This window comes from Brevibacillus jepli (genome assembly GCF_047229145.1).
Lineage (GTDB): Bacteria > Bacillota > Bacilli > Brevibacillales > Brevibacillaceae > Brevibacillus.
Window position 1 is genome coordinate 43461 of sequence record NZ_JBFEFW010000010.1, and the last position, 24689, is coordinate 68149.

Consider the following 24689-nt stretch of genomic DNA (forward strand, 5'->3'; position numbering starts at 1 on the left):
AGGGAGGGGCGTTTTCCTGTAAGAAGAAAAGGTTTTTCATAGCGTTTGCCACTTTTGTATTTCCACGGCGTACTAGGTATGATATTATAGCGCTTAAAAGTGATAAAGGACAGCACCCCGAAAGGAGAACTTATCGGGGAGATAAGCTGCCTGGAGGATGGAGGAAGGATAGAGATGCGTTACTTGACAGCAGGGGAATCCCACGGGCCGCAATTAACAGCAATCATAGAGGGCGTACCGAGCAATTTGCCTATTTCCATTGAGGAGATTAATGAGCAGTTGGCACGTCGTCAAAAAGGCCATGGTCGCGGTAGAAGAATGCAGATTGAGAAGGATCAGGTGAAAATTCTTTCTGGTGTCCGTCATGGATATACAACCGGAGCTCCTATCACACTGGTCGTTGAAAATAATGATTGGACGCATTGGCAAGGAATCATGAGTGCTGAGCCAGTAGAGGAAGGCACGGAAGAAAAGCGTCGAGTTTCCCGTCCGCGCCCTGGACATGCTGATTTAAATGGAGCTATCAAATATCATCAACGCGATATGCGCAATATTCTGGAACGTTCAAGTGCACGTGAGACCACTGTCCGCGTGGCTGTAGGTGCAGTAGCTCGCCAATTGCTGGCTGCATTTGGTATCCGTCTGGGCGGACAGGTACTCCAGATCAATGAGATCGTGGCAAAGCGGCAAGAGGTGAGTCTGGACGAGCTCATTGCGCGTACAGAGGAATCACCTGTACGCTGCTTGGATAAAGAAGCAGAGCCACTGATGATGGCAGCGATTGACAAAGCAAAAGAAGACGGGGATTCACTCGGAGGAACCGTAGAAGTTATCGTTGAAGGTGTCCCGATTGGTTTGGGAAGCCATGTGCAATGGGATCGCAAGCTGGATGGACGTCTTGCTCAAGCGATTATGAGCATTCAGGCTTTCAAAGGTGTTGAAATCGGTATTGGCTTCGAGGCATCCGGTCTGAAAGGCTCCCAAGTACATGACGAGATTATTTGGAACGAAGAGACAGGCTACAGCCGAAAAACGAACCGAGCAGGTGGACTGGAAGGCGGAATGACGACAGGGATGCCTGTAGTCGTACGCGGTGTCATGAAGCCGATCCCAACTTTGTACAAACCGTTGATGAGTGTGGATATCGACTCCAAAGAGCCATTCTCAGCGAGTATTGAGCGTTCCGACAGCTGTGCTGTTCCAGCGGCAAGTGTGGTTGCGGAGGCAGTTGTAGCGTGGGAGATCGCGAATGCAATGTGCGAAAAGTTCCCATCTGATTCTCTCGACGATATGGTAGAAAACGTGCGTCAATACCGTGCGTACACGGAGAAGTTCTAATGAGTGCAGAGAATCTGACTGTTGAGCTGGGAGAGCGTTCCTACCAGATTGTGATTGGCGACGGTCTTTTGCACCATGCAGCAGCGTTGCTAGTAGAGGCAGGAATTGCTTCTACTAGCAAACTGATGATTGTCACAGATGAGAATGTGGCTGTTCATTACTTGGAGCCATTACTCGATGTTCTGCGGCAGAATGGGTATCAAGCCCACTCGACGGTCATCACGGCTGGAGAGCAATCGAAGAGCCTTGCTGTCTATGAACAATTGATGACAGAGGCAATTGAAGCAGGCTTGGATCGGAAGTCCGCTGTATTGGCTCTCGGTGGCGGCGTGGTTGGAGATTTGGCGGGATTTGTGGCTGCAACTTACATGCGGGGCATTGATTTCGTTCAGCTCCCAACTACCTTGCTCGCTCATGATAGCTCGGTTGGGGGAAAAGTAGCCATCAATCATCCACTCGGAAAAAATCTCATCGGTGCTTTTCATCAGCCAAGGGTCGTCATCTACGATACAAAAGCATTGCATAGTTTGCCTAAGCGCGAGGTCGCAGCCGGATTTGCAGAGGTTATCAAGCATGGACTCATAGCCGATGCTACCTTTGTCGATTGGCTGGAGGAAAACGCAGAGTCGTTATGGCAACTCGATTCAGAATTATTAGGGAAAGCCATTCAAAAAGGCTGCGCAGTCAAAGCGGGAATTGTCTCTCAAGATGAGACGGAGCAGGGACAACGTGCGCTGCTTAATTTGGGGCATACGTTTGGTCATGCTTTTGAAGCGTTGTCTGCCTACTCTACCTTGAATCATGGGGAAGCCATCTCAATTGGGATGTGTTTGGCAGCGAAGGTAGCGGAGCGGATTGGATTTGCCGAGAAGGGTGTATACAATCGCACGAAACGGATGCTGGAATTGTTTCACTTGCCAACTGCTTGGCCGGGTAGCCTCTCACCAGAAGCTGTGCTGGAAGCTATGAAACGAGACAAAAAGACGATAGGCGGAAAGCTGGCATTGGTTTTGCCGAGGACTATCGGGCAGGTTGAAGTCGTCAAAAACATAGAGGAAGAACTCATACTGGGAGTTATGAGAGAAGAAGTGGAGGGATAAGGATGGGAATGAGAGGAATCAGAGGCGCGATTACGGTGGAAGCCGATACTCGTGAAGAGATTGTCTCCTCAACCAAATGGTTGCTTACGGAAATGGTAAGCCGCAATGAAGTAAACCCTGAAGATATCGGCAGCATCATCATCACGACGACGGAGGATCTCTGTGCGACCTTCCCTGCTCAAGCTGCGCGCATGCTGGAAGGGGAAGCCTGGCAATATGTACCGCTTATGTGTGCAAGAGAAATCCCTGTGCCAGGTGGCTTGCCACTTTGTGTACGTATCATGATGCACGTAAATACAGATAAGACAGCCAAAGATATTCATCACGTCTTTTTGCGTGACGCAGTAAAGCTGCGCCCAGATTTGACAAATCGCGGTTGACAATTAGGGCGCTCTCTTTTACCATAAGTGAAACGAGAGCGCCTCGTTTTTCCGGTAATAAGCAAAAGCCGGCTGAGAGCAGAGTATGAGTAGAGCAGAGTTGAGATGAGTTAGGTTGAGGAGAGAAGAGAAGGCTGGGTACATATTGACGCCCAATCCAGGTCTCTTTGTCTGGATTTTTTTGTATATGAATATTTTTCTCCCCCTACCTCTCGCTCTAGAAAGCGGGTGTAGAAAAGGTGGATTTATCGTCCTCTTTTCACTCCCACTAATAAGGAGATGAGAGTCCATGTATGTCCCTTCCCTTGCCGAGGTTCAGTCCCTCTCGGCGTCGTATTCCCTTATCCCTGTAAGTATGAAGCTGTTAGCGGATCAGGAGACACCGATTCGCTTGTATCAGAAGATTCGCACGAGTGATTCTTTTTTACTGGAGAGCGTTGAAGGCGGAGCTCGCTGGGCCCGTTTTTCGTTCATAGGCATGAACCCTTTTCAAATTGTCGAAGCCAGTGGAGAAGAAATCACCGTTTCTTATCGCACTGGTGGGCAAGTCGTTCAAACAGGAAACCCCGTGTCCTTTTTGCGTGAAGAAACAGATCGTTACAAAAGTCCAAAGCTTCCAGGGTTGCCTCGTCTCAGTGGTGGTGCCGTAGGCTTCTTTGGTTATAATACGCTGCGCTATTTCGAAAATTTGCCAGCACATCGCAAGGAAGCTGTGAGAGTGCCGGATATGCGCTTTCTCTTCGTTGACGAGATGATTGCGTTTGACCATTTAAAGCAGGAGATTCAACTGATTGTGAACCTCCATGTAGAGCCAGGGGACACCGCAGAATCCATCGGCGAAAAATACAAGCAAGTCTGCGAAAGAATCGAGCAGCTGGCTACAAAAGTATCGGCTCCGCTTGAAATGGACCAACGAATTCAAGTAGCGACACATACTCCAGCGCCATTGACTGTTCAACCAAATATGACGCGTGAGCAATACGAGCAGCTAGTCGTGCAGGCAAAAGAATATATCGCAGCAGGAGATATTTTTCAGGTCGTATTGTCCCAACGTTTTTCCGTGAAGACGGATGTTGATCCGTTTGCGGTGTATCGACTGCTCCGTACCTTGAATCCATCACCCTATATGTACTACCTCGAATACGAAGGCGAGACAGTTGTTGGGACGTCCCCAGAGCTGCTCGTACGTGTGGAAGATGAAAAAGTAGAGATGCGGCCGATTGCAGGAACGAGAAAAAGAGGAGCGACTCCCCAAGAAGATGCTGCGCTGGCGGATGATCTTTTGGCAGACAAGAAGGAGCGGGCAGAGCATTACATGCTGTTGGATTTAGGTCGCAACGATGTTGGAAAGGTCGCTGCATACGGAAGTGTGAAAGTAGAAGAAGCGTTGGTGATTGAAAACTACTCCCATGTGATGCACATGGTTTCGCATGTGACGGGCAAGCTTCGCGAAGGGCTGCACGCTTTTGACGCATTGCTGAGTGCGTTTCCGGCAGGTACTGTATCTGGTTCACCGAAGCTGCGGGCAATGGAAATTATCGCAGAGCTCGAACCTGATGCACGTCATCTGTATGCTGGGGCGATTGGCTACATCTCCTTTGATGGCTCCCTGGATAGCTGTATTACGATTCGAACCTTGTTCTTTCAAGATGGTTACGCACATGTACAGGCAGGTGCAGGCATCGTAGCAGATTCGGTTCCTGCGAGTGAATATCAAGAGACGGTGAACAAAGCAGCTGCGATGCTGTCTGCTCTGGAAAAAGCAGAACAGCTCTTTGCCAGAAAGGTGGAGTTGTCATGCTAACATACGCACTGGAGCAAATCCTGCTAGGCAATCACTTGACGCGGACGGTTGCAGAAGAAGCGATGGGCGAGATTATGGACGGAAAGGCAACACCAGCTCAAATTGGTGCATTTTTAGCGAGTCTTCGATTGAAAGGCGAACAAGCGGAAGAGATCATCGGCTTTGCCAAGGCCATGAGAGCGCGAGCGATGAGCGTTCCGATCGATATAGCAGGTTTGGTTGACACATGTGGAACAGGTGGCGACGCAAGTCATACCTTTAACATTTCGACAGCGAGTGCCATTGTCGCAGCGGCTGACGGTGTACGCATCGCCAAGCACGGTAATCGTGCGGTATCGAGTAAAAGCGGCAGTGCAGACGTATTGGAAGCGCTGGGAGTGCCAGTCAATTTGTCCCCAAAAGACGCAGCAGATTGCCTGCGTGCGACGAATCTCTGCTTCCTGTTCGCGCCCCTGTATCACCAAGCGATGAAGCATGCGGCTGGCCCGCGAAAAGAATTGGCAATTCGAACTGTATTTAATCTGCTGGGGCCATTGACGAATCCAGCAGGTGCCAGCCATCAGTTAATGGGCGTTTATGATGCCAAGCTGCTTCCGACTGTTGCGGCAGTTCTACATGAGCTGGACGTAAAAAGAGCATTAGTCGTGGCAGGATCTGATGGTCTGGATGAATTGACGGTCACAGGAACGAGCCATATTGCTGAACTGCGAGATGGCAGCGTTTTGACTTATAAAATCGAGCCGGAGCAGTTTGGTCTGCGCAGACATGAGAAGGATGCACTGCGCGGCGGGGATGCCAATGAGAACGCCAAAATTATACATGAGGTATTTTCGGGTGTGCGAGGGGCTGCTCGAGACATCGTTTTGCTGAATGCTGGTGCGATTCTGTACCTCGCTGATCGGGTTAGCTCGATAGAAGCAGGGGTCATACGTGCAGCGGAACTGATCGACGACGGACTTGTTTTGCGCAAGCTGGAGCACGTTCGTCAAATCGCAGGAGGAATGATTCATGCTTCGTAAAATCGTAGAGAAAAAACGTGAAGAGATCGCGCTTCTTCAAAGAGAAACAACCGTTTCATCATTGCTCACAGCAACGAAAGAAATACAGCGTCCACGCGGATTTCGACAAGCATTGGAGACGAGTGTACGGCCTGTCAGCGTGATTGCCGAAGTGAAAAAAGCATCGCCATCCAAAGGGCTGATCCGACCTGATTTCCACGCAGTAGCCATAGCGGAGGCTTACCAAGCTGCTCGTGCAGAATGTTTGTCTGTTTTGACCGATGAGTCATTTTTTCAAGGGAGCCTATCCTATCTACGGCTAATTCACGAGGCAGTCGAACGCCCATTGCTCAGAAAAGACTTTCTCATCGATGAAATACAAGTAGTGGAAGCAAGAGCAGCTGGAGCAGATTGTGTGTTGCTTATTGCTGCCATACTCGACCGGGATACGTTGCGACACCTCGCGCAAACAGCCGAGGAGTTGGGCATGGATGTATTGGTAGAGGTACATGACAAGCGTGAATGCGAGTTAGTTTTTCAAGCAATGGAACCAAAATTGCTCGGGATCAACAACAGGAACTTAAATACGTTTCAAACCGACCTGGCTGTTACACATGAACTCATTGCAGAACTGCCAGCATCATTGACAGTCGTCAGCGAAAGCGGCATTTCCACACCGGCAGATATTGAGCATGTAAGAAGAGCAGGAGCCAGAGCTGTGCTGGTTGGCGAGCATTTTATGCGTCAGAAAGACGTAGAGAGCGCCGTCATTGATCTCGTCGGAGAGGCAGCTACACCGGGGGTGAGCTTGTGACTCGTTTGAAAATATGCGGGATTAAACGTGCGGAAACACTTGCGCTGTTAAAAGAGCTCGAAGTGGATTACGTAGGTCTAGTATTTGCTCCGAGTAAACGACAAGTAGATCCTCAGACAGCTGGAGAATTGCTTGCGGCTGTCCCAGGTCATCCCCCTGCTGTCGGTGTGTTTGTGAATCCTACGCTGGAAGAGCTGGAGGAAGTGCTTAGCAAAGCACCGCTATCCGTGATCCAGCTGCATGGACAGGAGTCGCCGCACTTTTGTCAGCAGGTTCGGGAGCGTTTTGCTATTCCTGTATGGAAGGCTCTCGCAGTAGGCGGCGAAGAGGATGCCGTACAAGCAATCCAATCTTATCAAGGCATTGTCAGTGCCTTTTTGTTCGATACGTATGACCCCAGTCAAGCAGGAGGTACAGGGAAAAAGTTTTCGTGGGAGCAAATCCCCGCACTACAAGCTGCATGCAAGGAAGCAGCTTGCATGATCGCTGGAGGAATTCATGCGGAGAATGTAGGGGAGTTAATCGGTCAGTACCAGGCGGGGATGGTCGATGTGTCCAGTGGAGTAGAGACGGATGGCGAAAAAGACGCCGAGAAAATAAAAACATTGGTGGAGAGGGTGAAGGCGCATGAACAACATTCAAACAACTACGCGAGTCGTGCCTGACGAAAACGGACGATTTGGTGCATTCGGAGGCAAGTTTATTCCGGAAACCTTGATGAATGCAGTGAAAGAGCTAGAGACCGCTTTTGAAGAAGCACGTCGAGACCCGGAGTTCGTTGCTGAATTGAACGGACTGCTTAGCGAGTATGCAGGACGTCCAACACCGCTCACCTACGCAGAGCGTTTGACGAAAGCACTCGGCGGCGCACAAATCTATTTGAAAAGAGAAGATCTCAATCATACAGGCGCACATAAATTGAACAATGCTTTGGGCCAAGCACTGCTTGCGAAACGAATGGGTAAAAAATCAATTATTGCAGAGACAGGTGCTGGTCAGCATGGGGTTGCCAGTGCAACTGTCGCAGCAAAGCTGGGACTATCGTGCAAAGTGTTCATGGGGGAAGAAGATATTCGTCGCCAATCGCTGAATGTTTTTCGGATGAAGCTTCTCGGCGCCGAAGTTATCCCGGCTGTATCCGGCTCTCGCACACTGAAGGATGCGACGAACGAAGCGATTCGTCACTGGGTCTCACATGTAGAGGAAACCTTTTATGTAATCGGCTCAGTCGTTGGCCCACACCCGTATCCGTACATCGTTCGTGAATTTCAGAAAATTATCGGGGAAGAGACGCGCAGTCAAATCCTGCTAATGCTCGGTAGGCTTCCAGACGAGGTGGTTGCTTGCGTCGGTGGCGGCAGCAATGCGATTGGCATGTTTTATCCGTTCATTCAGGATAAATCTGTTGCACTCAGGGGAGTAGAGGCAGCAGGAAAAGGAATTGATACCGACAAGCATGCAGCAACACTGACACTTGGACGTCCCGGAGTCATTCACGGCTCATTAACATATTTATTGCAGGATGAGTACGGACAGGTACAAGAAGCCCATTCTATTTCGGCTGGTCTGGATTATCCAGGTGTGGGGCCTGAGCATTCATATCTCAAAGACAGTGGACGAGTGACCTATACAGCGGTTACCGATGTGGAAGCACTAGAAGCGGTTCAAGTGCTTTGTCAAACAGAAGGCATCATTCCTGCTTTGGAGAGCGCGCATGCGATTGCTGAGGCGATGAAACGAGCAAAAGAGCTGTCCCCAGACAAAATCTTGGTCATTTGTTTGTCCGGTCGTGGAGACAAGGACGTGTTGACCATTCAAGAAGCGCTGACAGCAGAAGGGGGAGAGTAAACATGACGACAGCCTTGAACAGAATCGATCAATTATTCGCGGATCGAGACCGCAAACGCTTTATTCCATTTCTCACGGTAGGCGATCCTTCGATAGAAGCGACCTTCGAGCTCGTAAAAGCGATGGTCGAAGCGGATGCTGATCTCATTGAGCTCGGCGTCCCTTATTCAGACCCTTTGGCTGATGGCCCAACCATTCAGCGTGCTTCACAGCGGGCACTGGAAAATGGCGTGACGATCTTGGACGCTCTGAAATTGGTGAGAAGGCTCAGAGAGTCAGAAATTGAGGTTTCGGTGGTCTTATTCACTTACGTAAATCCGGTACTGCAATATGGCATCGATCGCTTTTTTGCCGATCTCGCAGTCTATGGCGCAGATGGTGTCGTGATTCCCGATTTGCCGATTGAGGAAAATGGTCCAGCAGTAGCTGCGGCGAAGCAACATGGCATTCATGTCATTTCGCTCGTGGCACCAACCTCCAGTTCCAGGATCAAAACGATCGGCGAGCAAGCTACCGGATTCCTTTATTGTGTATCCTCACTCGGTGTGACGGGAGCACGTGCGGATTTGCGAGAGGATTTGGCAGATTTTCTCGTACGAGTAAAGGAGAGTACGACTGTACCTACTGCGGTTGGCTTCGGAATCTCCACACCAGATCAGGTACGAGCTGTTGCTCCTCATACAGATGGCGTGATTGTAGGAAGTGCTATCGTACAACAGATCGAAAGCCATGTTGAGCAACTGAAAGACCCGAAGCAGATGCCGGAAGCTGTAGAAAAAATAAAAACCTTTGTACATCAGTTAGCCAGTGCGCTACAATAGTGGGAAAAATGTGACTGGAGTGAACGTGGATGCAACCGAAACAACGCATACTCAATGCCCCGGTATATCAACCTGGCAAGCCCATTGATGACGTCAAACGTGAATATGGTTTGACTGAAGTGATCAAGCTGGCGTCCAACGAAAATCCGTTCGGTTCCTCACCAAAGGCGAAAGCAGCAATTACGGAACAGTTGGATAATTTGGCACTTTATCCAGACGGTGCAAGCCTGAATCTGCGCTGGGATCTTGCTGAATTCCTTGGAGTCAAACCAGGTCAGCTGTTTTTCGGGAACGGGTCTGATGAAATTCTTTTGATGATCTCTCGTGCTTTTTTAGGCGAAGGTACGAACGCGGTAATGGCGACGCAAACATTCTCGCAATATCGCTCGAATGGGATCATTGAAGGAGCAGAACTGATTGAGGTGCCGTTGAAAGATGGCGTTCACGATCTCGAAGCGATGGCTGCTGCTATCAATGAACAGACGAAAGTCGTATGGGTATGTAACCCGAATAATCCGTCTGGAACGATTGTAACCACATCCGACTTGGAAGCTTTCCTGAAAAAAGTTCCAAAAAATGTCCTGGTCGTGATGGATGAGGCGTACTACGAGTATGTTGTTGATTCAAATTACCCACAAACAGTACCGATGCTCACTGAGTATCCGAACCTGATCATTTTGCGCACCTTCTCCAAAATTTACGGTTTGGCCGCGCTTCGTATCGGCTATGGTATTGCATCGGAGGAGCTTATTTCCTCTCTCGAACACGTACGTGAGCCGTTTAATACGGGTACACTGGGCCAAGTAGCGGCACGAGCAGCACTGAAAGACCAGGAGTTCGTGAAAGCTTGCCGCGATCGTAACCGTGAAGGTATGAAGCAATATACCGATTCCTTTGATGAATGGGGACTTTCCTACTATCCATCCGAGACCAACTTTATCTTGGTTGATCTGAAAAGGGACTCCGATGAAGTATTCAAGAAGCTGCTTTCCCAAGGCATCATTGTGCGCTCTGGAAATGCACTAGGCTTCCCAGGCTATCAACGGATTACGATCGGAACAAAAGAGCAAAATGATAAGATTCTTTCTGTACTTAAAGAAATCGTGACTGGAGCATTGAAATAATCGACGAAGATGCCGGGCGTGCCTCGGCATCTTTGTGTAAGAAAGACAAGGAAGGATAGAGAGTGGAGATGAAAAAAACCACCATTACTGTAATCGGCGTCGGCTTGATCGGCGGCTCTATAGCGCTGTCCATGCGACGCGATCCAAATATCCGGGTAGTTGGATACGACGTACGTCAGGATAGTTTGGATAAAGCATTAACGCTTGGTGTCATTCATGCTGGGACAACAGATTTGCAGACGGCAGTTCGAGAGGCAAATGTCATTTTCCTCGCATCGCCTGTAGAGCAAATCGTTGATACCATGCACAAGCTTGCAGAAATGGTGCTGCAGTCAGAAGTCATCATAACAGACGTTGGTAGTACGAAATCAGGCATTGTAAGACAAGCTGTAGAAATCATTCCGAGCCACGTAACGTTCATTGGTGGACATCCCATGGCAGGTTCGCATAAATCTGGCGTCGAGGCAGCTTCTGACCGACTCATGGAAAACGCCTACTATGTTCTGACACCAGCTCCGGGAACACCGGAAGAAAAAGTACAGCATTTGACGGAACTACTCGCACTGACACGTGCTAAGGTTGTGCAAATGGACGCAGACTCGCATGATCAGGTCGTAGGCGCCGTCAGTCATTTCCCGCACATTCTCGCTTCTGCTCTGGTCAATCTGGTAGCAGGGTACGATGAAGACAACGCTTGGCATGCAACTCTCGCAGCAGGAGGCTTCCGTGATATTACGCGCATTGCATCGAGTAATCCTCGCATGTGGCGTGACATTTTGCTGCAAAACCGCGATCCTATCTTGAAAATCGCAAAAGATTGGGCTAACGCTCTGGAGGATGTTGTTGAACTCGTCGAACAGGGAGACCCAGAAGGAATCGAGCATTTCTTCAAAACAGCACGAGAATTCCGCGACAGCTTGCCAGAACGAAAAACGGGTGCCTTGCCTCCATTAAACGATTTGTATATCGATATTCCAGACAACCCGGGCGAAATCGGACGAATCACGACACTATTGGGAGCAAGACAAATCAACATCACGAATCTCCAAATCAGAGAGACACGAGAAGACATTTATGGAGTGCTACGCATTACGTTCCATTCGCAACAAGAGTTGGAAAAGGGAGAGGAAGTTCTTCGCTTTTTCGATTACAATGTATACAAGCGCACATAAGTTTTTTTATACAAAAACACTTTACAACGAAGACGCTTCACAGTGCGACTGGTGATCTGGGAGAGCGTGAGAGAGAAAAGGAGTGGAAGGAATGCTTCGCGTACAACAAGCCAAACAAATCAAGGGTACCGTTCGCGTGCCTGGAGATAAATCCATTTCCCATCGTGCCGTCATGTTTGGGGCTCTAGCTGAAGGAACAACAACGATCGAAGGCTTTTTGCCTGGAGCAGATTGCTTGAGCACGATTAGCTGCTTCCGCCGGATGGGGATCGAGATTGAACAGCAAGGAGATGCCGTAACCGTTCATGGAAAAGGCTGGTACGGATTGCAGGAGCCATCTCAGCATTTGGATGTGGGGAATTCCGGTACGACCATTCGTTTGATGGCAGGCATTATGGCGACACAGCCGTTCCATGTGGTAATGGAGGGGGATGAGTCCATTGCCAAAAGGCCAATGCGTCGAGTGATCGGACCACTTCGACAGATGGGTGCCAAAATCGATGGAAGAAAAGACGGGGAGTACACACCGCTTTCCATCCGTGGTGGAGAGATGCAAGGCATCGCGTATGAGTCGCCGGTTGCAAGTGCACAAGTGAAGTCAGCGATTTTGCTGGCGGGCTTGCAGGCAAAAGGTGTGACTAGTGTTACCGAGCCGCATTTGTCCCGTGACCATACAGAGCGTATGCTGCAAGCATTTGGTGTACAGGTTGTCCGTGATGGCTTGACGGTTTCGGTGGAAGGCGGACAGAAGCTGCAAGGCCGTGCTATTTCGGTTCCTGGAGATATTTCATCTGCTGCCTTTTTGATCGCAGCTGTTATGGTCGTACCAGGTAGCTCTCTACTGATTGAGAATGTTGGTATCAACCCGAGCCGCACAGGCATCATTGATGTTGTCAAGGCGATGGGGGGAAGCCTGGAGCTTCTGAACGAACGAGTCGTGAATGAAGAGCCAGTTGCAGACCTGCTCGTGACACATTCTGAGTTGCACGGTATCGAAATTGCTGGAGATATCATTCCACGTCTCATTGACGAAATCCCGGTAATTGCTGTCATGGCTACGCAGGCAAAAGGGCAAACCGTTATCCGTGATGCCGAAGAGTTGAAAGTGAAGGAAACAGATCGGATTGCAACGGTGGTTAGCCAGCTGTCCAAGTTTGGCGGTCGAGTGACTCCTACTGATGACGGAATGATTATCGAAGGAAAGACTGCATTGACTGGAGCTGTCATCGACAGTATGGGGGACCATCGAATTGGTATGGCGATGGCCATCGCAGGACTTATTGCCGAAGGTGAGACTACGATCGAGAATGATGATGCGATTGATGTATCGTTCCCGGGCTTCCATAACTTGCTCGTGAAAATCAGCCAATCGTAAAGGAATGAAAGAGGAGCCTGTGCCTTTCTTGGGTAGCAGGCTTCTTTGTTTTGAAATGAATGATGCATGAGTCAAATAAAGCGTTCCGAATTTTAGCAAAAATGATTTGACAAGCGCTTACATTCCGCTTATTATAAAAGTACAGTATGGTTTCTCTCCACTCCTATCCAATATAAGAAAGCACATGTGTGCTACCGTCGTTTGAATGCGCTTACATCAACGGCGGTCTTTTTTTGTCTAAAAATGCGTTAGGTCCTCTTTATGTACTTTTTTTACTTTCCCTGCATATGCTCGTACAAGAGTAACGATCTATACGAGAAGCGGGAGGGGGACGAGCTATGCTGGAGCGGGGGATGGTTGTTCGCGGAGGCACGGTTGTCACAGCATTAGGAATGAAAGAAGCCGATGTCTGGATTCGTCATGGGAAAATTGTACGAATTGCAAAAGATACCTTGACGAAAAACCCCTCTAACGATTTGTATGAAGAAATAGATGCTGAAGGCATGTATCTTTTGCCTGGATTCGTCGCATTCCCGACACATTCGTTGTATAAAATCAAAGATGTGAATGTTTATATAGAAGCAATGCGTAATCTAGTCATCAGCGGATGTACAAGCCTGGTTGACATCTTCCGACCAGAGCGTTGGATGAGCAGACCGCAAGTTCAGTATCAACAAACACAGCATTTCAATAGTCTTTTGGACTATGTGTGGCACGTAGAAATTGATGTGTCGGATCTTCGCGGTGATCGTGTAGCGGAGTGGGGCAATCAAGGCTACACCTCGTTTCATGTCACGATTAGAAGCCCAGAAGAAATTTCCACGATAAAATGGGAAACGCTTTTGCAACTTCATACGTCTAAACATACGATTCTCCACATGCAGGTGCAAAATGATCCTTTCATGAAAAAAGAACAGCGTGAACAAATTCGTCAGCTATGGATGGACGCTACCCGATATTGGGGGGTGCGTACTGTCATTACTGATTCTCAAGCGGCCTTTCATTTTGAAGAAAATGATCCTTTCCTGCATATCTTTCGTTTGCCTGCTGAAGAGACGGATCAAGGTCTACGTCAATTATATCGGCAATGGTTTGGAAACTGGCAAGTAGCGTCTCCCATTCAGGATGTACGCATTGATTCAAGGAAGAGTTGGTGTACGCCAGAAGAGTTGCTCAGCCTGCTAGTCAGGCTCACTTCGACAAATGTTGCAAAAGCAATTGGGTTATACCCGCGAAAAGGAAGCTTGACAACTGGCGCAGACGCTGATATCGTTTTCCTGAAAAAGGAAAACTGGTTGACAAAGATTGATCTTTCCACTATTCTCAATTTTAGTGAAATGCATCTTCCAACATCTGTTATGTCGAACGGTAAATGGATATATCGAGATTTGCGATTTATCCCTTTGATTGGTATGGGTAAGTGCTTATTCGACACGAAGCCCTACGCTTATGTCATATAACCCCAAGTTGGGGGTTTTTTCGTGAATGGTTTCCAGCAGACAGACGAGAAAAAGAATCGTAAGGTCGCGCAACTTTTTACATCCCCAGCAGTCTAATTATGCAAAAGGCCGCTGAGGGATCGGAATCGCAAGGAGGTAATCCTGATCATGACCGATTCCCAGCTTATCCGAGAGATTAAAGAAGGTAATCTGGAATGCTATGCTGAACTGATTCGTCGATATGAAAAAAAGATCCTCTCATTTGTCACTCATCTTTTGCGTCAGGCACATTTAGAGCATATAGCGGAGGATATATGTCAGGAGACGTTTTACAAGGCGTATAAGAGCATTCATTCTTTCCGTGATGTAGAAGCTACTTTCTCCACCTGGCTCTATACGATTGCACGCAACTCCGTACTCAGTGAATTGCGCAAAAGCCGCAATTCTGACGTGTATCTGGATGATACGTTGCAAGTGCCTATGGCATCTCCCAAGTCTCTGCCTGAGCAAGTATTGCTTCGGAATGAAAGGGAGAGCATGGTAAGGCTGGCGATCAACAGCTTGCCAGAGAAGCAACGATCAGCGCTGATATTACGCGAGTACGAACAAATGGATTACACAGAGATCGCCACGATTTTGGATCTAACGGTCAGCTCTGTGAAGTCACTCTTGTTTAGAGCGCGGCAAAGTATTCGTGGACAGTTGGAAACCTACATCCTGGACCCTCATTTGGATGAAGCTGAAGGGATGAATCGATGATGAGATGTGAAGAAGTTCAGGAAATACTGCCCGAATACGCCGAAAATCTGTTGTCTGAGGTGACTCAACGCCGTGTTGATCACCATATGGCAGCATGCTATGCCTGTCGTTCCGACTATGAGATTTGGTCGGACAGTGGTGAGTGGATGGAGATGGATAAAGAAGAATATCATTCTGTAACTCCATCACGTTCCATTGTAGATGCGGTAATGGCTCGTATTTTATCCGAAGAGCAATGGGCGATCCCGATTGGCAGAAAAATTTTCAGCGTAACAGCGAGAATGCGACGCATGGCTGCGAGTGTAGCTGTTTTGTTGCTCATGGTCTTCTCGTTCACTCTATATGTGAATACAAGTACCACGGAGCACGCGAATTCTCTCGTTATTAACGGAGAAGTCATGGAAATTAACACGCCAAAAGCACAAGTCATTTCTTCTTCCATGCAAACAGACGACGGTACATACGTGGTAGAAGCACAGCCATTTTCGTCACAGGGAGATTCCCTTGAGCATGCTACTGCTTCAATCGTACCACTCGATGGGAAGCCGAGTACACCTGAATTAACCAAGCCGAACTACAGTATCGTGCTTAGTATTTTTGGAATCCTCATCACTGTTCTTACAATGAGCTGGCTAACGCGAGCGTAATGGTATATGATCAAGAGTAAAAGAAAAGACCGTCTTCGGACGGTCTTTTGTGGCTATTTTATTATAATAGTTGTTCAACCTGTACGTAGAGCAACAAGGCCACGCAAAATACATATGAGGTGAAAGAAATGCCGAAAAAGTGGCTGTATGTCATAGACGAAGCGATCAAGAGAATCGAAAACGATGAAGTGGAGTTGGGATTGACCGCTTTGCAAAAGGTTCAGGAGCATGGGAAAGACTTGCCGGATGTCATGATGTATTTGGCGGAGGTCTGGTATCGGCTCGGACATTTGGAAGAGGCGAGCCAATTGCTGACTGATGTCATGGCCAAAAATCCACAAATGGAGACTTCATTGCGTAGAGAATGCCAGCTATTGTTGGCAGAGATTGCTTTGGATTCAAGTGATTTCGAGACAGCGCAGCACCTTCTATACGAATGCAAGGAATCCGGCTTTGAAAGTATCCAGCTTGACTTGTTGCTGGCTGATTTATATTCACTCCAAGACCTGGATGAGGTAGCGGTCAAGTACTTGGAGCAAGCGAGACTAAAGGAACCAGACAATCAGGATATCATGGCGGCCTTGGGTAACTTGTATTTCCGCATTGGGGAAGACGAGAAGGCCATGCAGCTCTTGGAACAGGCAGGAGACGAGAGTCTTTCCATGCTGTTGACTAAGGGGCGTTCTTACGCACAAAGCGGACAGTTCGAACAGGCATACCAAGTATTCCGTCAGGCATTGGTGATGGATCGCTCGCCAGAAGTACTATATGGATGTGCCTTGATGGCCTTCCACGTGGGACGTCTGGATGAGGCGGCTGAACTGGTAACGAGTCTACAAGCGGTCGACGAGGAGTATGTAGCTGCCTACCCATTAGCGGCAGATGTGTTTCTGTCGATGGGGAAAACAGAAGCGGCAATTGATTCATTGAAGCAATACGTTTCTCTGTCAGGGTTTGATTTGGATCAAATCCGTAGACTGATTGCACTGTTAACGCAAGCGGGACGCTATGACGAAGCGAAGGAATACCAGCAGCTTCACGATCAGTGGGATCATGAATCCGACGAGGAGCAATAAAAATATGACAAACAGGAAGTCACTTCGGTGGCTTCCTGTTTATTTTTCCGCATATTGGCAAGAATGAGAGATACAAGTAAGCCATCGTAAAGAAGGGATGCAAAGATGAACTTGGCTGAGATTTTGGTGTATACCGATATCCGGCAGCTCCATCAGATTGCCAACCATTACGGATGCGAATGCAACCCTCATTCCAAAAACGAATTGATTACGTCACTGTTGTCTAGCTTGAGACACAGATTGACAATCTCTCAAGAAGTTGAGCAGCTGAGCAGTGCGGAAACACATTTTTTGCTCCAATTATTCTTGGACAAACGCACAGTCATGTCACTTGAAGATTTGTTGGCGAAGGCCGGGGTAGCACTGGATTGCGAAAAGGAAAAGAAGCAGGAGGAAGGGCGTAAGTTCGTCGCATCAGCGATGAAAAGGGGTTGGATATTTCCTGCGAAAAGTAAAACGGTAGGGCAGTATCAAATCCCGCTGGACATCCGTGAGCCATACCTGCAAGCGTGGTTGACGAAATGGCGTGAGGCTAACACATTAGTAAATCCCGGTCCAGAGGCCTATAGGGACGAGGGGACGGCTCTTTGCGATGATATCATGCAATTTTTACAATTTCTTCAGCAAGAGCCAGTGCCGCTTACAGCAGAAGGCGGCATGTACAAGCGTCACCAGCAGCAGCTTTTTCAATTTTTGTATGTAAAAGAAGAGCCGCTATTGCCGCAAAAATGGCGATTTGGCTACGGTCTGCACTTTGATTTATACCCTGATCGATTTTCCTTACTCTACGATTTCTGCTACTACCAACGCTGGATTATAGAAGAAGAGGGGAAGGTAGCGTTAACGGAAGCGGGGAGGGAACGATTGGAGCAGCCGTATAACGATCACCTGTACCATGACGTCATACGCTTCTGGATGAGGCTGTATAAGCGGGCAATCCCGAATTTACCGATGCTCGTTCAACTCATTCCATTGATCGCCTCTGGTGGATGGGTTAGTCAACAGTCGCTGATGGACACACTACTCAGTTGGTTAAAAGAGTTTTATTACGACGCGCCTACAGATATTTTGGTGAATCGCGTTTGTAAAATGATGGTGCATCTCGGTTTGTTGCGTGTCGGTCAAGACGAACAGGGGCAGTGGTTATACACCGCTACATATGCGAGCCAGACTTGGCTTCGAAAATACAATGGTTTTACCGAAACGACTATTTTATTGAAGTGAGGGATGGGTATGGAGTGGCCGAATTTCTATTCCAACGCGTACGGAACGAACAATCAAATGGTATCCGGTTTACTATCTGAGATGGTGATCGACGAGCAGATGCGTCAATATCGCAAGCGGACATTAATCCAGGAGATTGATGAAGCGCTTGCTACGAAAAACAAAGAGCTGTTCTTACGCTTAACGGACGAACTAAAGGAAATCATGGCTTACGAGCAAGCGTAAATACATACAAGCAAGCGTTATTGCGAGTCTCCAGCCTTTCATGGTACGCTAGTTTCCGACTAATGAACACGGAAATGAGGAGACGGCTCTATGCAGTGGAACCTGAACGATTTTGAAAACTGGGAGGAGTTGCGGTCCTTTGTGGATACCGCACTGCTCCCTCTTTATTTGTACAGCGATGACAGGAAGGTAGAAGAGCATGTCGTGCGCATGAACTACTTACTGAATGTAGCGGCAGGCATTGAGCAACGTCTGAAGGGACGCGTGCTGCTGTTCCCGTTAAGCTATCAATTTACTGAAGAACAGCTGGAACAGAAAACTCCGGGCGAATTCTCCTATAAGGTGATGATTCATTTTCGCGGAGAGCGGATTCAATTGAAGGATCGAGTGGAGGAAGGGATATTGACGCTGTTGGTTGGGGATGAAGACCTGGAATCTTCTTTGCGCTTTGAAGTTACCGTCGATGTGCTATATAAAGAAGTAATTAAGTTGTGGCAATCGGCGCAATAGAGAAAGCGTTTTCCGGTAATACTACAGAAAAATGGGAGGGGCAAGGTGCTAAATTTGACAATCTGGCAACAATATCCTGTCACACATCGATTGGGTAAAGACATGTCCACTGGACATTCTTGACATCTTTATAGGCGTTAGCTATGATTGGGATTGACCTAGTGTATATGTATGAAAATGCCATCGTAGCGCTATTTTACAGGATAAGGAGGGAAAAAAGAGATGGGAGACAAACGCGAAATTTCCAGGCGTACATTTTTGAACTACGCCCTGATGGGAACTGGCGGGTTCCTTGCTGCGGGAATGATTACCCCAATGATTCGCTTTGCGGTAGACCCCCTTCTGCAAGGACATGCAGGTGGAGATAAAGTAGCTGTCGGCAGTCCGGATGAGTTTAGTGCCGTGCCAAAACGCGTTGAATTCAAGGTCCATACCAAGGACGGTTGGTATGAATCAGAATCCACACTCACTGCATGGGTAACCAAGAACGACAAGGGTGAGATTCTTGCTCTGTCCCCAATCTGTAAGCACTTAGGGTGTACGGTTGACTGGGGAACTGGCCCAGGTCAACCAAATGAGTACTTCTGTCCTTGCCACATGGGTCGTTACACGATCAATGGCGAACACATTTTGGGAACGCCGCCGACGGCATCTCTTGATGAGTATGAGACAGAAGTCAAAGAAGGTAAATTGTATTTGGGTAAAGTAAAAGCAAATCCTCGTCCGGGGGTGAACGGCTAAAATGATGCAAAAAATGTATGATTGGGTCGACGAACGCTTAAACATCACTCCGATGTGGCGTGACTTGGCTGACCACGAAGTACCTGAGCACGTGAACCCGGCACATCATTTTTCCGCTTTTGTTTACTGCTTTGGTGGACTTACGTTCTTTATTACCGTTATTCAAATCTTGTCTGGTATGTTCTTGACGATGTACTATGTACCGGACGTTATCAATGCTTACGAATCCGTTAAATACCTGCAGAACGAAGTAGCGTTCGGGGTAATCGTGCGCGGTATGCATCACTGGGGTGCCAGCTTGGTAATCGTGATGATGTTCCTACATACTCTGCGTGTATTCTTTACAGGTGCATACAAAAAGCCTCGTGAATTGAACTGGGTAGTCGGCGTACTGATTTTCTTCGTTATGCTGGGTCTTGGTTTCACAGGCTATCTCTTGCCATGGGATAACACCGCTTACTTTGCGACCAAGGTAGGTGTACAGATCGCAGACTCTGTACCATTTATTGGTCCTTACGTAAAAACGTTACTCACAGGCGGAGATATTCTAGGGGCGCAAACCCTTACCCGTTTCTTCGCGATTCACGTGTTCTTCCTGCCAGGCGCACTGCTTGGTCTATTAGGAGCTCACTTTGTTATGATTCGTTCGCAAGGTATCTCGGGTCCACTATAATCGGTCTTCGAAAAAAGGAGGAAATAGCATGGCAAAACAAGATAAAGATGCTACCTTCGTCGGAGATTCCCGAGTATCGGCGAAGCGTATCCCGAACATTTCTCCATCCTACTCGGACTTTCCAGGTAAGAACGAGCCATTTTGGCCGAACTTCCTGTTGAAAGAGTGGATGGTGGCAGCGGTTTGCTTGGTTGGCTTCCTCGTGTTGACGGTTTCTCATCCGTCACCGTTGACTGACAAGGCAAATCCGAATGATACTTCTTTCATTCCGTTGCCAGACTGGTACTTCTTGTTCCTGTATCAAATGCTGAAATATCCTTGGGCTGCAGGGGATTGGGTCGTACTCGGTACCGTTGTCGTTCCAGGTATCGCATTTGGTGCACTGATGCTGGCGCCTTGGCTGGATACCAGCAAAGAGCGTCGTCCTAGCAAGCGTCCAGTAGCTACAGGCTTGATGCTGACTGCACTCGTTGGTATTTTCTACCTGACTTGGGCAGCAGACCATGAATACAAATTGGCTCACCCAGATAAAGGTAAAGGAACTGGTGGCAAAGAGGGCTCTAGTGCAACAGCACCTGCTCCTGCTGACACCAGCTTTACAGCAGATGCACTTTGGAAAGCGCAAACAAGCTGTATGGGATGCCATGGTAAAAACATGGAGGGTGGCATGGGTCCTAACCTCCAAAAAATCGGTGCAACTTTGGATGCAGCGAAGATTACTGATGTCATCAAGAACGGTAAAGGCGGAATGCCAGGCGGTTTGATCAAAGATGATGCAGAAATCGCAAAGCTGGCTGAATACATGGCTGGCTTGAAATAAGCTAATAGGGAAAAAGCTGGCTGGTAATGCGGTCAGCTTTTTCTTTAGCGGCGTACACAGCGGGAGACGATTATACATGATCTGGATATGGGAGTGGTTTCGGCAATCTTTGGGCAAAAGGTGGTTTCTTTGGACGTTGTTCTTCGTCAACTTTTTGGGAACCATATATGGATTCATTTGGTATGGTAACCAATTGGCTGAGACTCCGGCGTATTTAATACCTTTTGTTCCGGACAGCCCGACAGGTAGCGGACTTTTTTCGCTTGTACTCCTTACCTATTTGTTGGGTCGCCACATTCCTGTACTGGAAGCTTTGGCTGGCATTACCAATTTTAAGTATGGTGTCTGGGCCGTCTGCATTATCTTGGCTGGTTGGATGATGGGCAATGAAGTGCGTTGGACTGACATAATGCTTATCATCTCTCACACAGGCATGGCTGTAGAGTCTGTCTTATATGCACGCTTTTTTAAGCTAAGTCTCCTGCCGGTGGGAATCGCTGCGCTGTGGACATTAAACAACGATTTTCTCGATTACGTCATGGACATCCATCCGTGGCTGCCGAGTGTACTAGATCCGTATGAGGGCTTCGTAGGTTTGTTTACGGTGCTGCTCAGTCTGATCTCGATCTCGGTAATCTGGTGGGTGAATATGAAGTATACGACAAACAAGGTCTAATCTTGTCCTCCTTTCCATAGGCTGTACTAGGGAAGGAGGTTTTTTGCGTTGAAGAAAAACATCCGGTTTTTACTGTTCTTTCTCATGATCGGGTTATTTCTGTCGTGGCCCATCCATAATTTGTACTCGAAGCTGAACCAACCGATAGAAGAAAAGCAGCTGGCAGCGTTGGATCAAATTGCGCATGAGTTACTGACGTATGCAAAAAAGGGAGATATCGAAGGGGCAGAGCAGCGTATCGTTCAGCTAGCGGAACGATTTCCGAACCAGCATTTACCCAATCCGATACGCATCGAGAGTCTAAATGCAGTGACACAGTCTATCCTTGCAGCCAAACAAAGCTTTGCTTCTGCAAACGCAAGTGAACAGCAATTACTATGGCATGCAACACGGGTACGAATCGCCATTGATGCACTGACGCATGATCACCAGCCGATGTGGCGCAGTTATTATCCATCTCTCGTAACACAAGTCCAAAATCTTCAGCTATCAGCTGTGGAGCGGAATTTCAGCCAGTTTCGTGAACAGTTCGATGAGAATTACCGATTGTTTTTGGCTATTAAGCCGGGGATGAGTATTCAGCTTCCAGAGGGGCAAATGTCCTCGATTACGGTTGCTTACGATATCATATCCAAAGAAATGAGAAACACCCAGGTAGATTGGCAGCTGGTACGTGAGGCGTTACGAGAACTGAACAGCTCTTTTCAAGTGGCTTTTGTAGGAGAAGAGAAGAGTGCGTTTGCTCGTTTAATGATGCGGCCGGATTCTCCTATCGTCATACTTGCATCGATCTCGATTGCCTTGATTATGGCCTTGTCATACGTGGCGTGGAAGAAATACGTGGGAGAAATCCACTCTACTTGAACGAAGTCAAAAAAACCTTGCCTGTTGGAAAGGGCAAGGTTTTTTGCTGTGCTGTGCCGTACTAATCGTGAAGCGGCTTCTTGTTTTCATCGAGGGTAAAGCCTTCTCCGAGAACCTCATGCACGTCGTTGACGATGACAAAGGCATGCGGATCAATTTCTTGCACAATGGTTTTAAAGCGCATGACTTCGTTTCGGCTGACTACAACATAGATTACTTTCTTTTCATCGCCAGAGTAAGCACCTTTTCCTGCTAAGAGGGTAACACCACGACCCAAATCAAGAATTTGCTTGGCAATGCTATCTGCTTCGTTGGAAATGATCGTCAATGCTTTTCCTGCATAGGCGCCATCCTGGAAAAAGTCGATGACACGTGCTGCGATAAAGACCACGACGAGGGTATACATCGCACTATCTAGGCTCAAATAGATAAGTGAGGCTCCGATAACGAGAACATCACCCATAAATAGGGTTCGCCCCATACTGACGCCCATGTATTTTTGCAGCAGTCGGGCGATGATATCCACGCCGCCAGTCGTTCCTCCGTATCGGAAAATGATGCCTTGTCCGAGACCAACCACTACCCCAGCGTACAAGGAAGCGAGTAAGCGATCTTCCATCGGCAACGGAAGCACTCCGTCAAATATCGATAGAAAAAAGGAAAGGGATACCGTTCCCAAGATCGTGTAGAAAAAGGAAGTTCGCCCAAGGATTTTCCACCCTAGCAGGAACAGGGGTACGTTCAGTACAAAGAAGAAGATACCCTGATCGATCGAAGGAACCAACAGCTTAACCAAAATACTGATACCCGTAATGCCGCCCTCAGCCAAATGGTTTGGAATGTTAAACGCGTTGATACTAAAACCCATAATGGCAGAACCGATGATAATGGCAAGGATACTATCCAAACGAATTTTCATATTTCCTCCTGTTCGCCGGATCAGGAATAGGCTTCCCCCGGACATGTTGTGCAGGTAATACTTGTGTTACCTGAGGGCTATCCGAAAGCCATTATAAATGAACGCTCGTTTGATTGTCCATATGCTGGAAAGACGAAGTATTGTGATTTGGCAAACGAAGCCTTTTTTAGTACGATAGGTGAAAGAGAGAAGTATGAGAAAAAGGAGTGGGCGGATGGAACGGCAAAAGACCATGCAAGAAATGCAGCAGGAAGTTGACCAATACATATCTCAATTTAAAGAAGGGTATTTTTCCCCGCTGTCGATGCTGGCTAGGATGACGGAAGAAGTAGGGGAATTAGCCAGAGAAATCAACCATTTCTATGGGGAAAAGCCAAAGAAAAAAGACGAGGGCGAAAAAACAGTAGAAGAAGAGCTGGGTGACGTTCTCTTCATCGTGATTTGTTTCGCGAACTCACTAGGAATAGATTTGCAGGAAGCGTTTGATCGTATTATGCACAAGTTTAATACACGCGATAAAGATCGCTGGACGAGAATAGAGGAGAACGAGCAGCATGACTAAACAAATTCGTGTAGCAGTTGCAGGTGCGAATGGTCGAATGGGGCAAGAAGTAGTGAAAATGCTGGCGCAGGATACCACGCTGATGTTTACAGGCAATTTGGATACGCGTGTGGGCGAAGAAGAAATCAATCAACAACTGGATGAAATGAAGCCGGATGTGCTTGTTGACTTTACGACACCGCATACGGTGTATCGCCACATGGAAATCTGTCTGGAGCGTGGTGTGAGACCTGTCGTTGGAACAACCGGGCTTACAACAGAGCAGCTGCAGGAGATGACAGATCGTTATAAGGAAGCGGGACTGGGTGCAATCATTGCCCCGAACTTTGCGATTGGAGCTATTCTATGTATGAAGTTTTCCGCAATGGCAGCAAAATATATGCCACATGTGGAGATCATCGAGCTGCATCATGACCGTAAGCTGGATGCTCCAAGCGGGACTGCTCTGAAGACAGCGGAAATGATCGCAGCTGTGCGGGAAGAGCTGAAGCAAGGACACCCGGAAGAAGTAGAAACGATTCCAGGCGCTCGCGGAGCTGACTACGAAGGCTTCCGGATTCATAGTGTTCGTCTGCCGGGTATGGTTGCTCATCAGGAAGTATTGTTTGGAGCAACCGGACAAACACTGTCGATTCGTCACGATTCTATTAACCGGGAGTCATTCATGCCAGGTGTAAATATGGCGATTAAAGCCGTGATGAATATGAACGGATTGATTTACGGTTTGGAACATTTAATTGATTAAACGTTTGATTAACACATATGATTACCAGCCATAAA

General features: G+C 47.9%; 27 protein-coding genes. 26 read left to right on the forward strand and 1 reads right to left on the reverse strand.

Annotated features, from left to right (window positions below):
- Positions 1-174 precede the first annotated feature (174 nt).
- The 24 genes from aroC to AB1L17_RS12825 all read left to right on the forward strand — a co-directional run bounded on the left by aroC (position 175) and on the right by AB1L17_RS12825 (position 22428).
- Positions 175-1338: a chorismate synthase gene (gene aroC / locus AB1L17_RS12710; protein WP_412845205.1), complete on the forward strand. Its 1164-nt coding sequence runs from the start codon at positions 175-177 to the stop codon at positions 1336-1338.
- Positions 1338-2438, forward strand: a complete 1101-nt coding sequence (aroB, locus tag AB1L17_RS12715) for a 3-dehydroquinate synthase (RefSeq protein ID WP_412845206.1) — start codon at positions 1338-1340, stop codon at positions 2436-2438. Before aroC ends, aroB begins: the two co-directional genes overlap by 1 nt.
- A 2-nt stretch (positions 2439-2440) precedes the next feature.
- Positions 2441-2818: a chorismate mutase gene (gene aroH, locus AB1L17_RS12720; RefSeq protein ID WP_412845207.1), complete on the forward strand. Its 378-nt coding sequence runs from the start codon at positions 2441-2443 to the stop codon at positions 2816-2818.
- 289 nt (positions 2819-3107) lie between these two features.
- Positions 3108-4622, forward strand: a complete 1515-nt coding sequence (gene trpE, locus AB1L17_RS12725) for an anthranilate synthase component I (protein WP_412845208.1) — start codon at positions 3108-3110, stop codon at positions 4620-4622.
- On the forward strand, positions 4616-5641 hold the full coding sequence (gene trpD, locus AB1L17_RS12730) for an anthranilate phosphoribosyltransferase (protein WP_412845209.1): 1026 nt from the start codon (positions 4616-4618) through the stop codon (positions 5639-5641). The genes trpE and trpD overlap by 7 nt, the downstream gene beginning before the upstream one ends.
- Positions 5631-6434: an indole-3-glycerol phosphate synthase TrpC gene (trpC, locus tag AB1L17_RS12735; RefSeq protein WP_412845210.1), complete on the forward strand. Its 804-nt coding sequence runs from the start codon at positions 5631-5633 to the stop codon at positions 6432-6434. Before trpD ends, trpC begins: the two co-directional genes overlap by 11 nt.
- Positions 6431-7099, forward strand: coding sequence for a phosphoribosylanthranilate isomerase (locus AB1L17_RS12740; protein WP_412845211.1), 669 nt, complete (start codon positions 6431-6433; stop codon positions 7097-7099). Before trpC ends, AB1L17_RS12740 begins: the two co-directional genes overlap by 4 nt.
- Positions 7062-8282, forward strand: a complete 1221-nt coding sequence (gene trpB, locus AB1L17_RS12745; protein WP_412845212.1) for a tryptophan synthase subunit beta — start codon at positions 7062-7064, stop codon at positions 8280-8282. Before AB1L17_RS12740 ends, trpB begins: the two co-directional genes overlap by 38 nt.
- Positions 8283-8284: 2 nt before the next feature.
- Positions 8285-9103: a tryptophan synthase subunit alpha gene (trpA, locus tag AB1L17_RS12750; RefSeq protein ID WP_412845213.1), complete on the forward strand. Its 819-nt coding sequence runs from the start codon at positions 8285-8287 to the stop codon at positions 9101-9103.
- A 29-nt stretch (positions 9104-9132) separates the two neighbouring features.
- Positions 9133-10227, forward strand: coding sequence for a histidinol-phosphate transaminase (hisC, locus tag AB1L17_RS12755; protein ID WP_412845214.1), 1095 nt, complete (start codon positions 9133-9135; stop codon positions 10225-10227).
- Positions 10228-10295: 68 nt separating this feature from the next.
- A complete protein-coding gene (locus AB1L17_RS12760) occupies positions 10296-11399 on the forward strand; it encodes a prephenate dehydrogenase (RefSeq protein WP_412845366.1) in 1104 nt (367 codons plus the stop codon).
- A 91-nt stretch (positions 11400-11490) separates the two neighbouring features.
- Positions 11491-12774 carry a 3-phosphoshikimate 1-carboxyvinyltransferase gene (gene aroA, locus AB1L17_RS12765; RefSeq protein ID WP_412845215.1) on the forward strand — a complete coding sequence of 428 codons (1284 nt, stop codon included), beginning with the start codon at positions 11491-11493 and terminating at the stop codon, positions 12772-12774.
- Positions 12775-13112: 338 nt separating this feature from the next.
- Positions 13113-14234, forward strand: a complete 1122-nt coding sequence (locus AB1L17_RS12770; RefSeq protein WP_412845216.1) for an amidohydrolase family protein — start codon at positions 13113-13115, stop codon at positions 14232-14234.
- 147 nt (positions 14235-14381) lie between these two features.
- Positions 14382-14972 carry an RNA polymerase sigma factor gene (locus AB1L17_RS12775; protein WP_390296441.1) on the forward strand — a complete coding sequence of 197 codons (591 nt, stop codon included), beginning with the start codon at positions 14382-14384 and terminating at the stop codon, positions 14970-14972.
- Complete coding sequence (locus tag AB1L17_RS12780; RefSeq protein ID WP_412845217.1) at positions 14969-15619, forward strand: zf-HC2 domain-containing protein; 651 nt, start codon at positions 14969-14971, stop codon at positions 15617-15619. The genes AB1L17_RS12775 and AB1L17_RS12780 overlap by 4 nt, the downstream gene beginning before the upstream one ends.
- A gap of 128 nt (positions 15620-15747) precedes the next feature.
- Complete coding sequence (locus tag AB1L17_RS12785; protein WP_412845218.1) at positions 15748-16695, forward strand: tetratricopeptide repeat protein; 948 nt, start codon at positions 15748-15750, stop codon at positions 16693-16695.
- A 105-nt stretch (positions 16696-16800) separates the two neighbouring features.
- Positions 16801-17919, forward strand: a complete 1119-nt coding sequence (locus AB1L17_RS12790; protein ID WP_412845219.1) for a hypothetical protein — start codon at positions 16801-16803, stop codon at positions 17917-17919.
- Between the two features lie 9 nt (positions 17920-17928).
- The gene (locus AB1L17_RS12795; protein ID WP_106837506.1) at positions 17929-18144 is read left to right on the forward strand and encodes an IDEAL domain-containing protein; all 216 of its coding nucleotides are present in this window, start codon (positions 17929-17931) and stop codon (positions 18142-18144) included.
- 90 nt (positions 18145-18234) lie between these two features.
- Positions 18235-18654, forward strand: coding sequence for a DUF2487 family protein (locus AB1L17_RS12800; RefSeq protein WP_412845220.1), 420 nt, complete (start codon positions 18235-18237; stop codon positions 18652-18654).
- Positions 18655-18876: 222 nt separating this feature from the next.
- On the forward strand, positions 18877-19395 hold the full coding sequence (locus tag AB1L17_RS12805; protein ID WP_412845221.1) for a Rieske (2Fe-2S) protein: 519 nt from the start codon (positions 18877-18879) through the stop codon (positions 19393-19395).
- A 1-nt stretch (position 19396) separates the two neighbouring features.
- The gene (gene qcrB, locus AB1L17_RS12810; RefSeq protein WP_012686173.1) at positions 19397-20068 is read left to right on the forward strand and encodes a menaquinol-cytochrome c reductase cytochrome b subunit; all 672 of its coding nucleotides are present in this window, start codon (positions 19397-19399) and stop codon (positions 20066-20068) included.
- 28 nt (positions 20069-20096) lie between these two features.
- Entirely contained in the window at positions 20097-20888 is a 792-nt protein-coding gene (locus AB1L17_RS12815; protein WP_412845222.1) for a menaquinol-cytochrome c reductase cytochrome b/c subunit, read from the forward strand.
- Positions 20889-20964: 76 nt separating this feature from the next.
- The gene (locus AB1L17_RS12820) at positions 20965-21564 is read left to right on the forward strand and encodes a DUF1405 domain-containing protein (RefSeq protein WP_412845223.1); all 600 of its coding nucleotides are present in this window, start codon (positions 20965-20967) and stop codon (positions 21562-21564) included.
- 48 nt (positions 21565-21612) lie between these two features.
- Entirely contained in the window at positions 21613-22428 is an 816-nt protein-coding gene (locus AB1L17_RS12825) for a sporulation protein YpjB (protein ID WP_412845224.1), read from the forward strand.
- Positions 22429-22489: 61 nt separating this feature from the next.
- Here AB1L17_RS12825 and AB1L17_RS12830 read toward each other — a convergent pair whose 3' ends face one another.
- Positions 22490-23347 carry a YitT family protein gene (locus AB1L17_RS12830; RefSeq protein ID WP_412845225.1) on the reverse strand — a complete coding sequence of 286 codons (858 nt, stop codon included), beginning with the start codon at positions 23345-23347 and terminating at the stop codon, positions 22490-22492.
- 214 nt (positions 23348-23561) lie between these two features.
- Here AB1L17_RS12830 and AB1L17_RS12835 point away from each other — a divergent pair, with 214 nt between their 5' ends.
- Together AB1L17_RS12835 and dapB are read left to right on the forward strand one after the other, a co-directional pair.
- Positions 23562-23909: a nucleotide pyrophosphohydrolase gene (locus tag AB1L17_RS12835; RefSeq protein WP_016740047.1), complete on the forward strand. Its 348-nt coding sequence runs from the start codon at positions 23562-23564 to the stop codon at positions 23907-23909.
- Positions 23902-24654: a 4-hydroxy-tetrahydrodipicolinate reductase gene (gene dapB / locus AB1L17_RS12840; protein ID WP_412845226.1), complete on the forward strand. Its 753-nt coding sequence runs from the start codon at positions 23902-23904 to the stop codon at positions 24652-24654. The genes AB1L17_RS12835 and dapB overlap by 8 nt, the downstream gene beginning before the upstream one ends.
- The last annotated feature ends 35 nt before the right edge of the window (positions 24655-24689 follow it).

Bases quoted from the DNA above. Each gene is read 5' to 3' on its own strand.
- aroC (WP_412845205.1), top strand. From the start codon at position 175: ATGCGTTACTTGACAGCAGGGGAATCCCACGGGCCGCAATTAACAGCA.
- aroB (WP_412845206.1), top strand. From the start codon at position 1,338: ATGAGTGCAGAGAATCTGACTGTTGAGCTGGGAGAGCGTTCCTACCAG.
- aroH (WP_412845207.1), top strand. From the start codon at position 2,441: ATGGGAATGAGAGGAATCAGAGGCGCGATTACGGTGGAAGCCGATACT.
- trpE (WP_412845208.1), top strand. From the start codon at position 3,108: ATGTATGTCCCTTCCCTTGCCGAGGTTCAGTCCCTCTCGGCGTCGTAT.
- trpD (WP_412845209.1), top strand. From the start codon at position 4,616: ATGCTAACATACGCACTGGAGCAAATCCTGCTAGGCAATCACTTGACG.
- trpC (WP_412845210.1), top strand. From the start codon at position 5,631: ATGCTTCGTAAAATCGTAGAGAAAAAACGTGAAGAGATCGCGCTTCTT.
- trpB (WP_412845212.1), top strand. From the start codon at position 7,062: ATGAACAACATTCAAACAACTACGCGAGTCGTGCCTGACGAAAACGGA.
- trpA (WP_412845213.1), top strand. From the start codon at position 8,285: ATGACGACAGCCTTGAACAGAATCGATCAATTATTCGCGGATCGAGAC.
- hisC (WP_412845214.1), top strand. From the start codon at position 9,133: ATGCAACCGAAACAACGCATACTCAATGCCCCGGTATATCAACCTGGC.
- AB1L17_RS12760 (WP_412845366.1), top strand. From the start codon at position 10,296: ATGAAAAAAACCACCATTACTGTAATCGGCGTCGGCTTGATCGGCGGC.
- aroA (WP_412845215.1), top strand. From the start codon at position 11,491: ATGCTTCGCGTACAACAAGCCAAACAAATCAAGGGTACCGTTCGCGTG.
- AB1L17_RS12770 (WP_412845216.1), top strand. From the start codon at position 13,113: ATGCTGGAGCGGGGGATGGTTGTTCGCGGAGGCACGGTTGTCACAGCA.
- AB1L17_RS12775 (WP_390296441.1), top strand. From the start codon at position 14,382: ATGACCGATTCCCAGCTTATCCGAGAGATTAAAGAAGGTAATCTGGAA.
- AB1L17_RS12780 (WP_412845217.1), top strand. From the start codon at position 14,969: ATGATGAGATGTGAAGAAGTTCAGGAAATACTGCCCGAATACGCCGAA.
- AB1L17_RS12785 (WP_412845218.1), top strand. From the start codon at position 15,748: ATGCCGAAAAAGTGGCTGTATGTCATAGACGAAGCGATCAAGAGAATC.
- AB1L17_RS12790 (WP_412845219.1), top strand. From the start codon at position 16,801: ATGAACTTGGCTGAGATTTTGGTGTATACCGATATCCGGCAGCTCCAT.
- AB1L17_RS12795 (WP_106837506.1), top strand. From the start codon at position 17,929: ATGGAGTGGCCGAATTTCTATTCCAACGCGTACGGAACGAACAATCAA.
- AB1L17_RS12800 (WP_412845220.1), top strand. From the start codon at position 18,235: ATGCAGTGGAACCTGAACGATTTTGAAAACTGGGAGGAGTTGCGGTCC.
- AB1L17_RS12805 (WP_412845221.1), top strand. From the start codon at position 18,877: ATGGGAGACAAACGCGAAATTTCCAGGCGTACATTTTTGAACTACGCC.
- qcrB (WP_012686173.1), top strand. From the start codon at position 19,397: ATGATGCAAAAAATGTATGATTGGGTCGACGAACGCTTAAACATCACT.
- AB1L17_RS12815 (WP_412845222.1), top strand. From the start codon at position 20,097: ATGGCAAAACAAGATAAAGATGCTACCTTCGTCGGAGATTCCCGAGTA.
- AB1L17_RS12820 (WP_412845223.1), top strand. From the start codon at position 20,965: ATGATCTGGATATGGGAGTGGTTTCGGCAATCTTTGGGCAAAAGGTGG.
- AB1L17_RS12830 (WP_412845225.1), bottom strand. From the start codon at position 23,347: ATGAAAATTCGTTTGGATAGTATCCTTGCCATTATCATCGGTTCTGCC.
- AB1L17_RS12835 (WP_016740047.1), top strand. From the start codon at position 23,562: ATGGAACGGCAAAAGACCATGCAAGAAATGCAGCAGGAAGTTGACCAA.
- dapB (WP_412845226.1), top strand. From the start codon at position 23,902: ATGACTAAACAAATTCGTGTAGCAGTTGCAGGTGCGAATGGTCGAATG.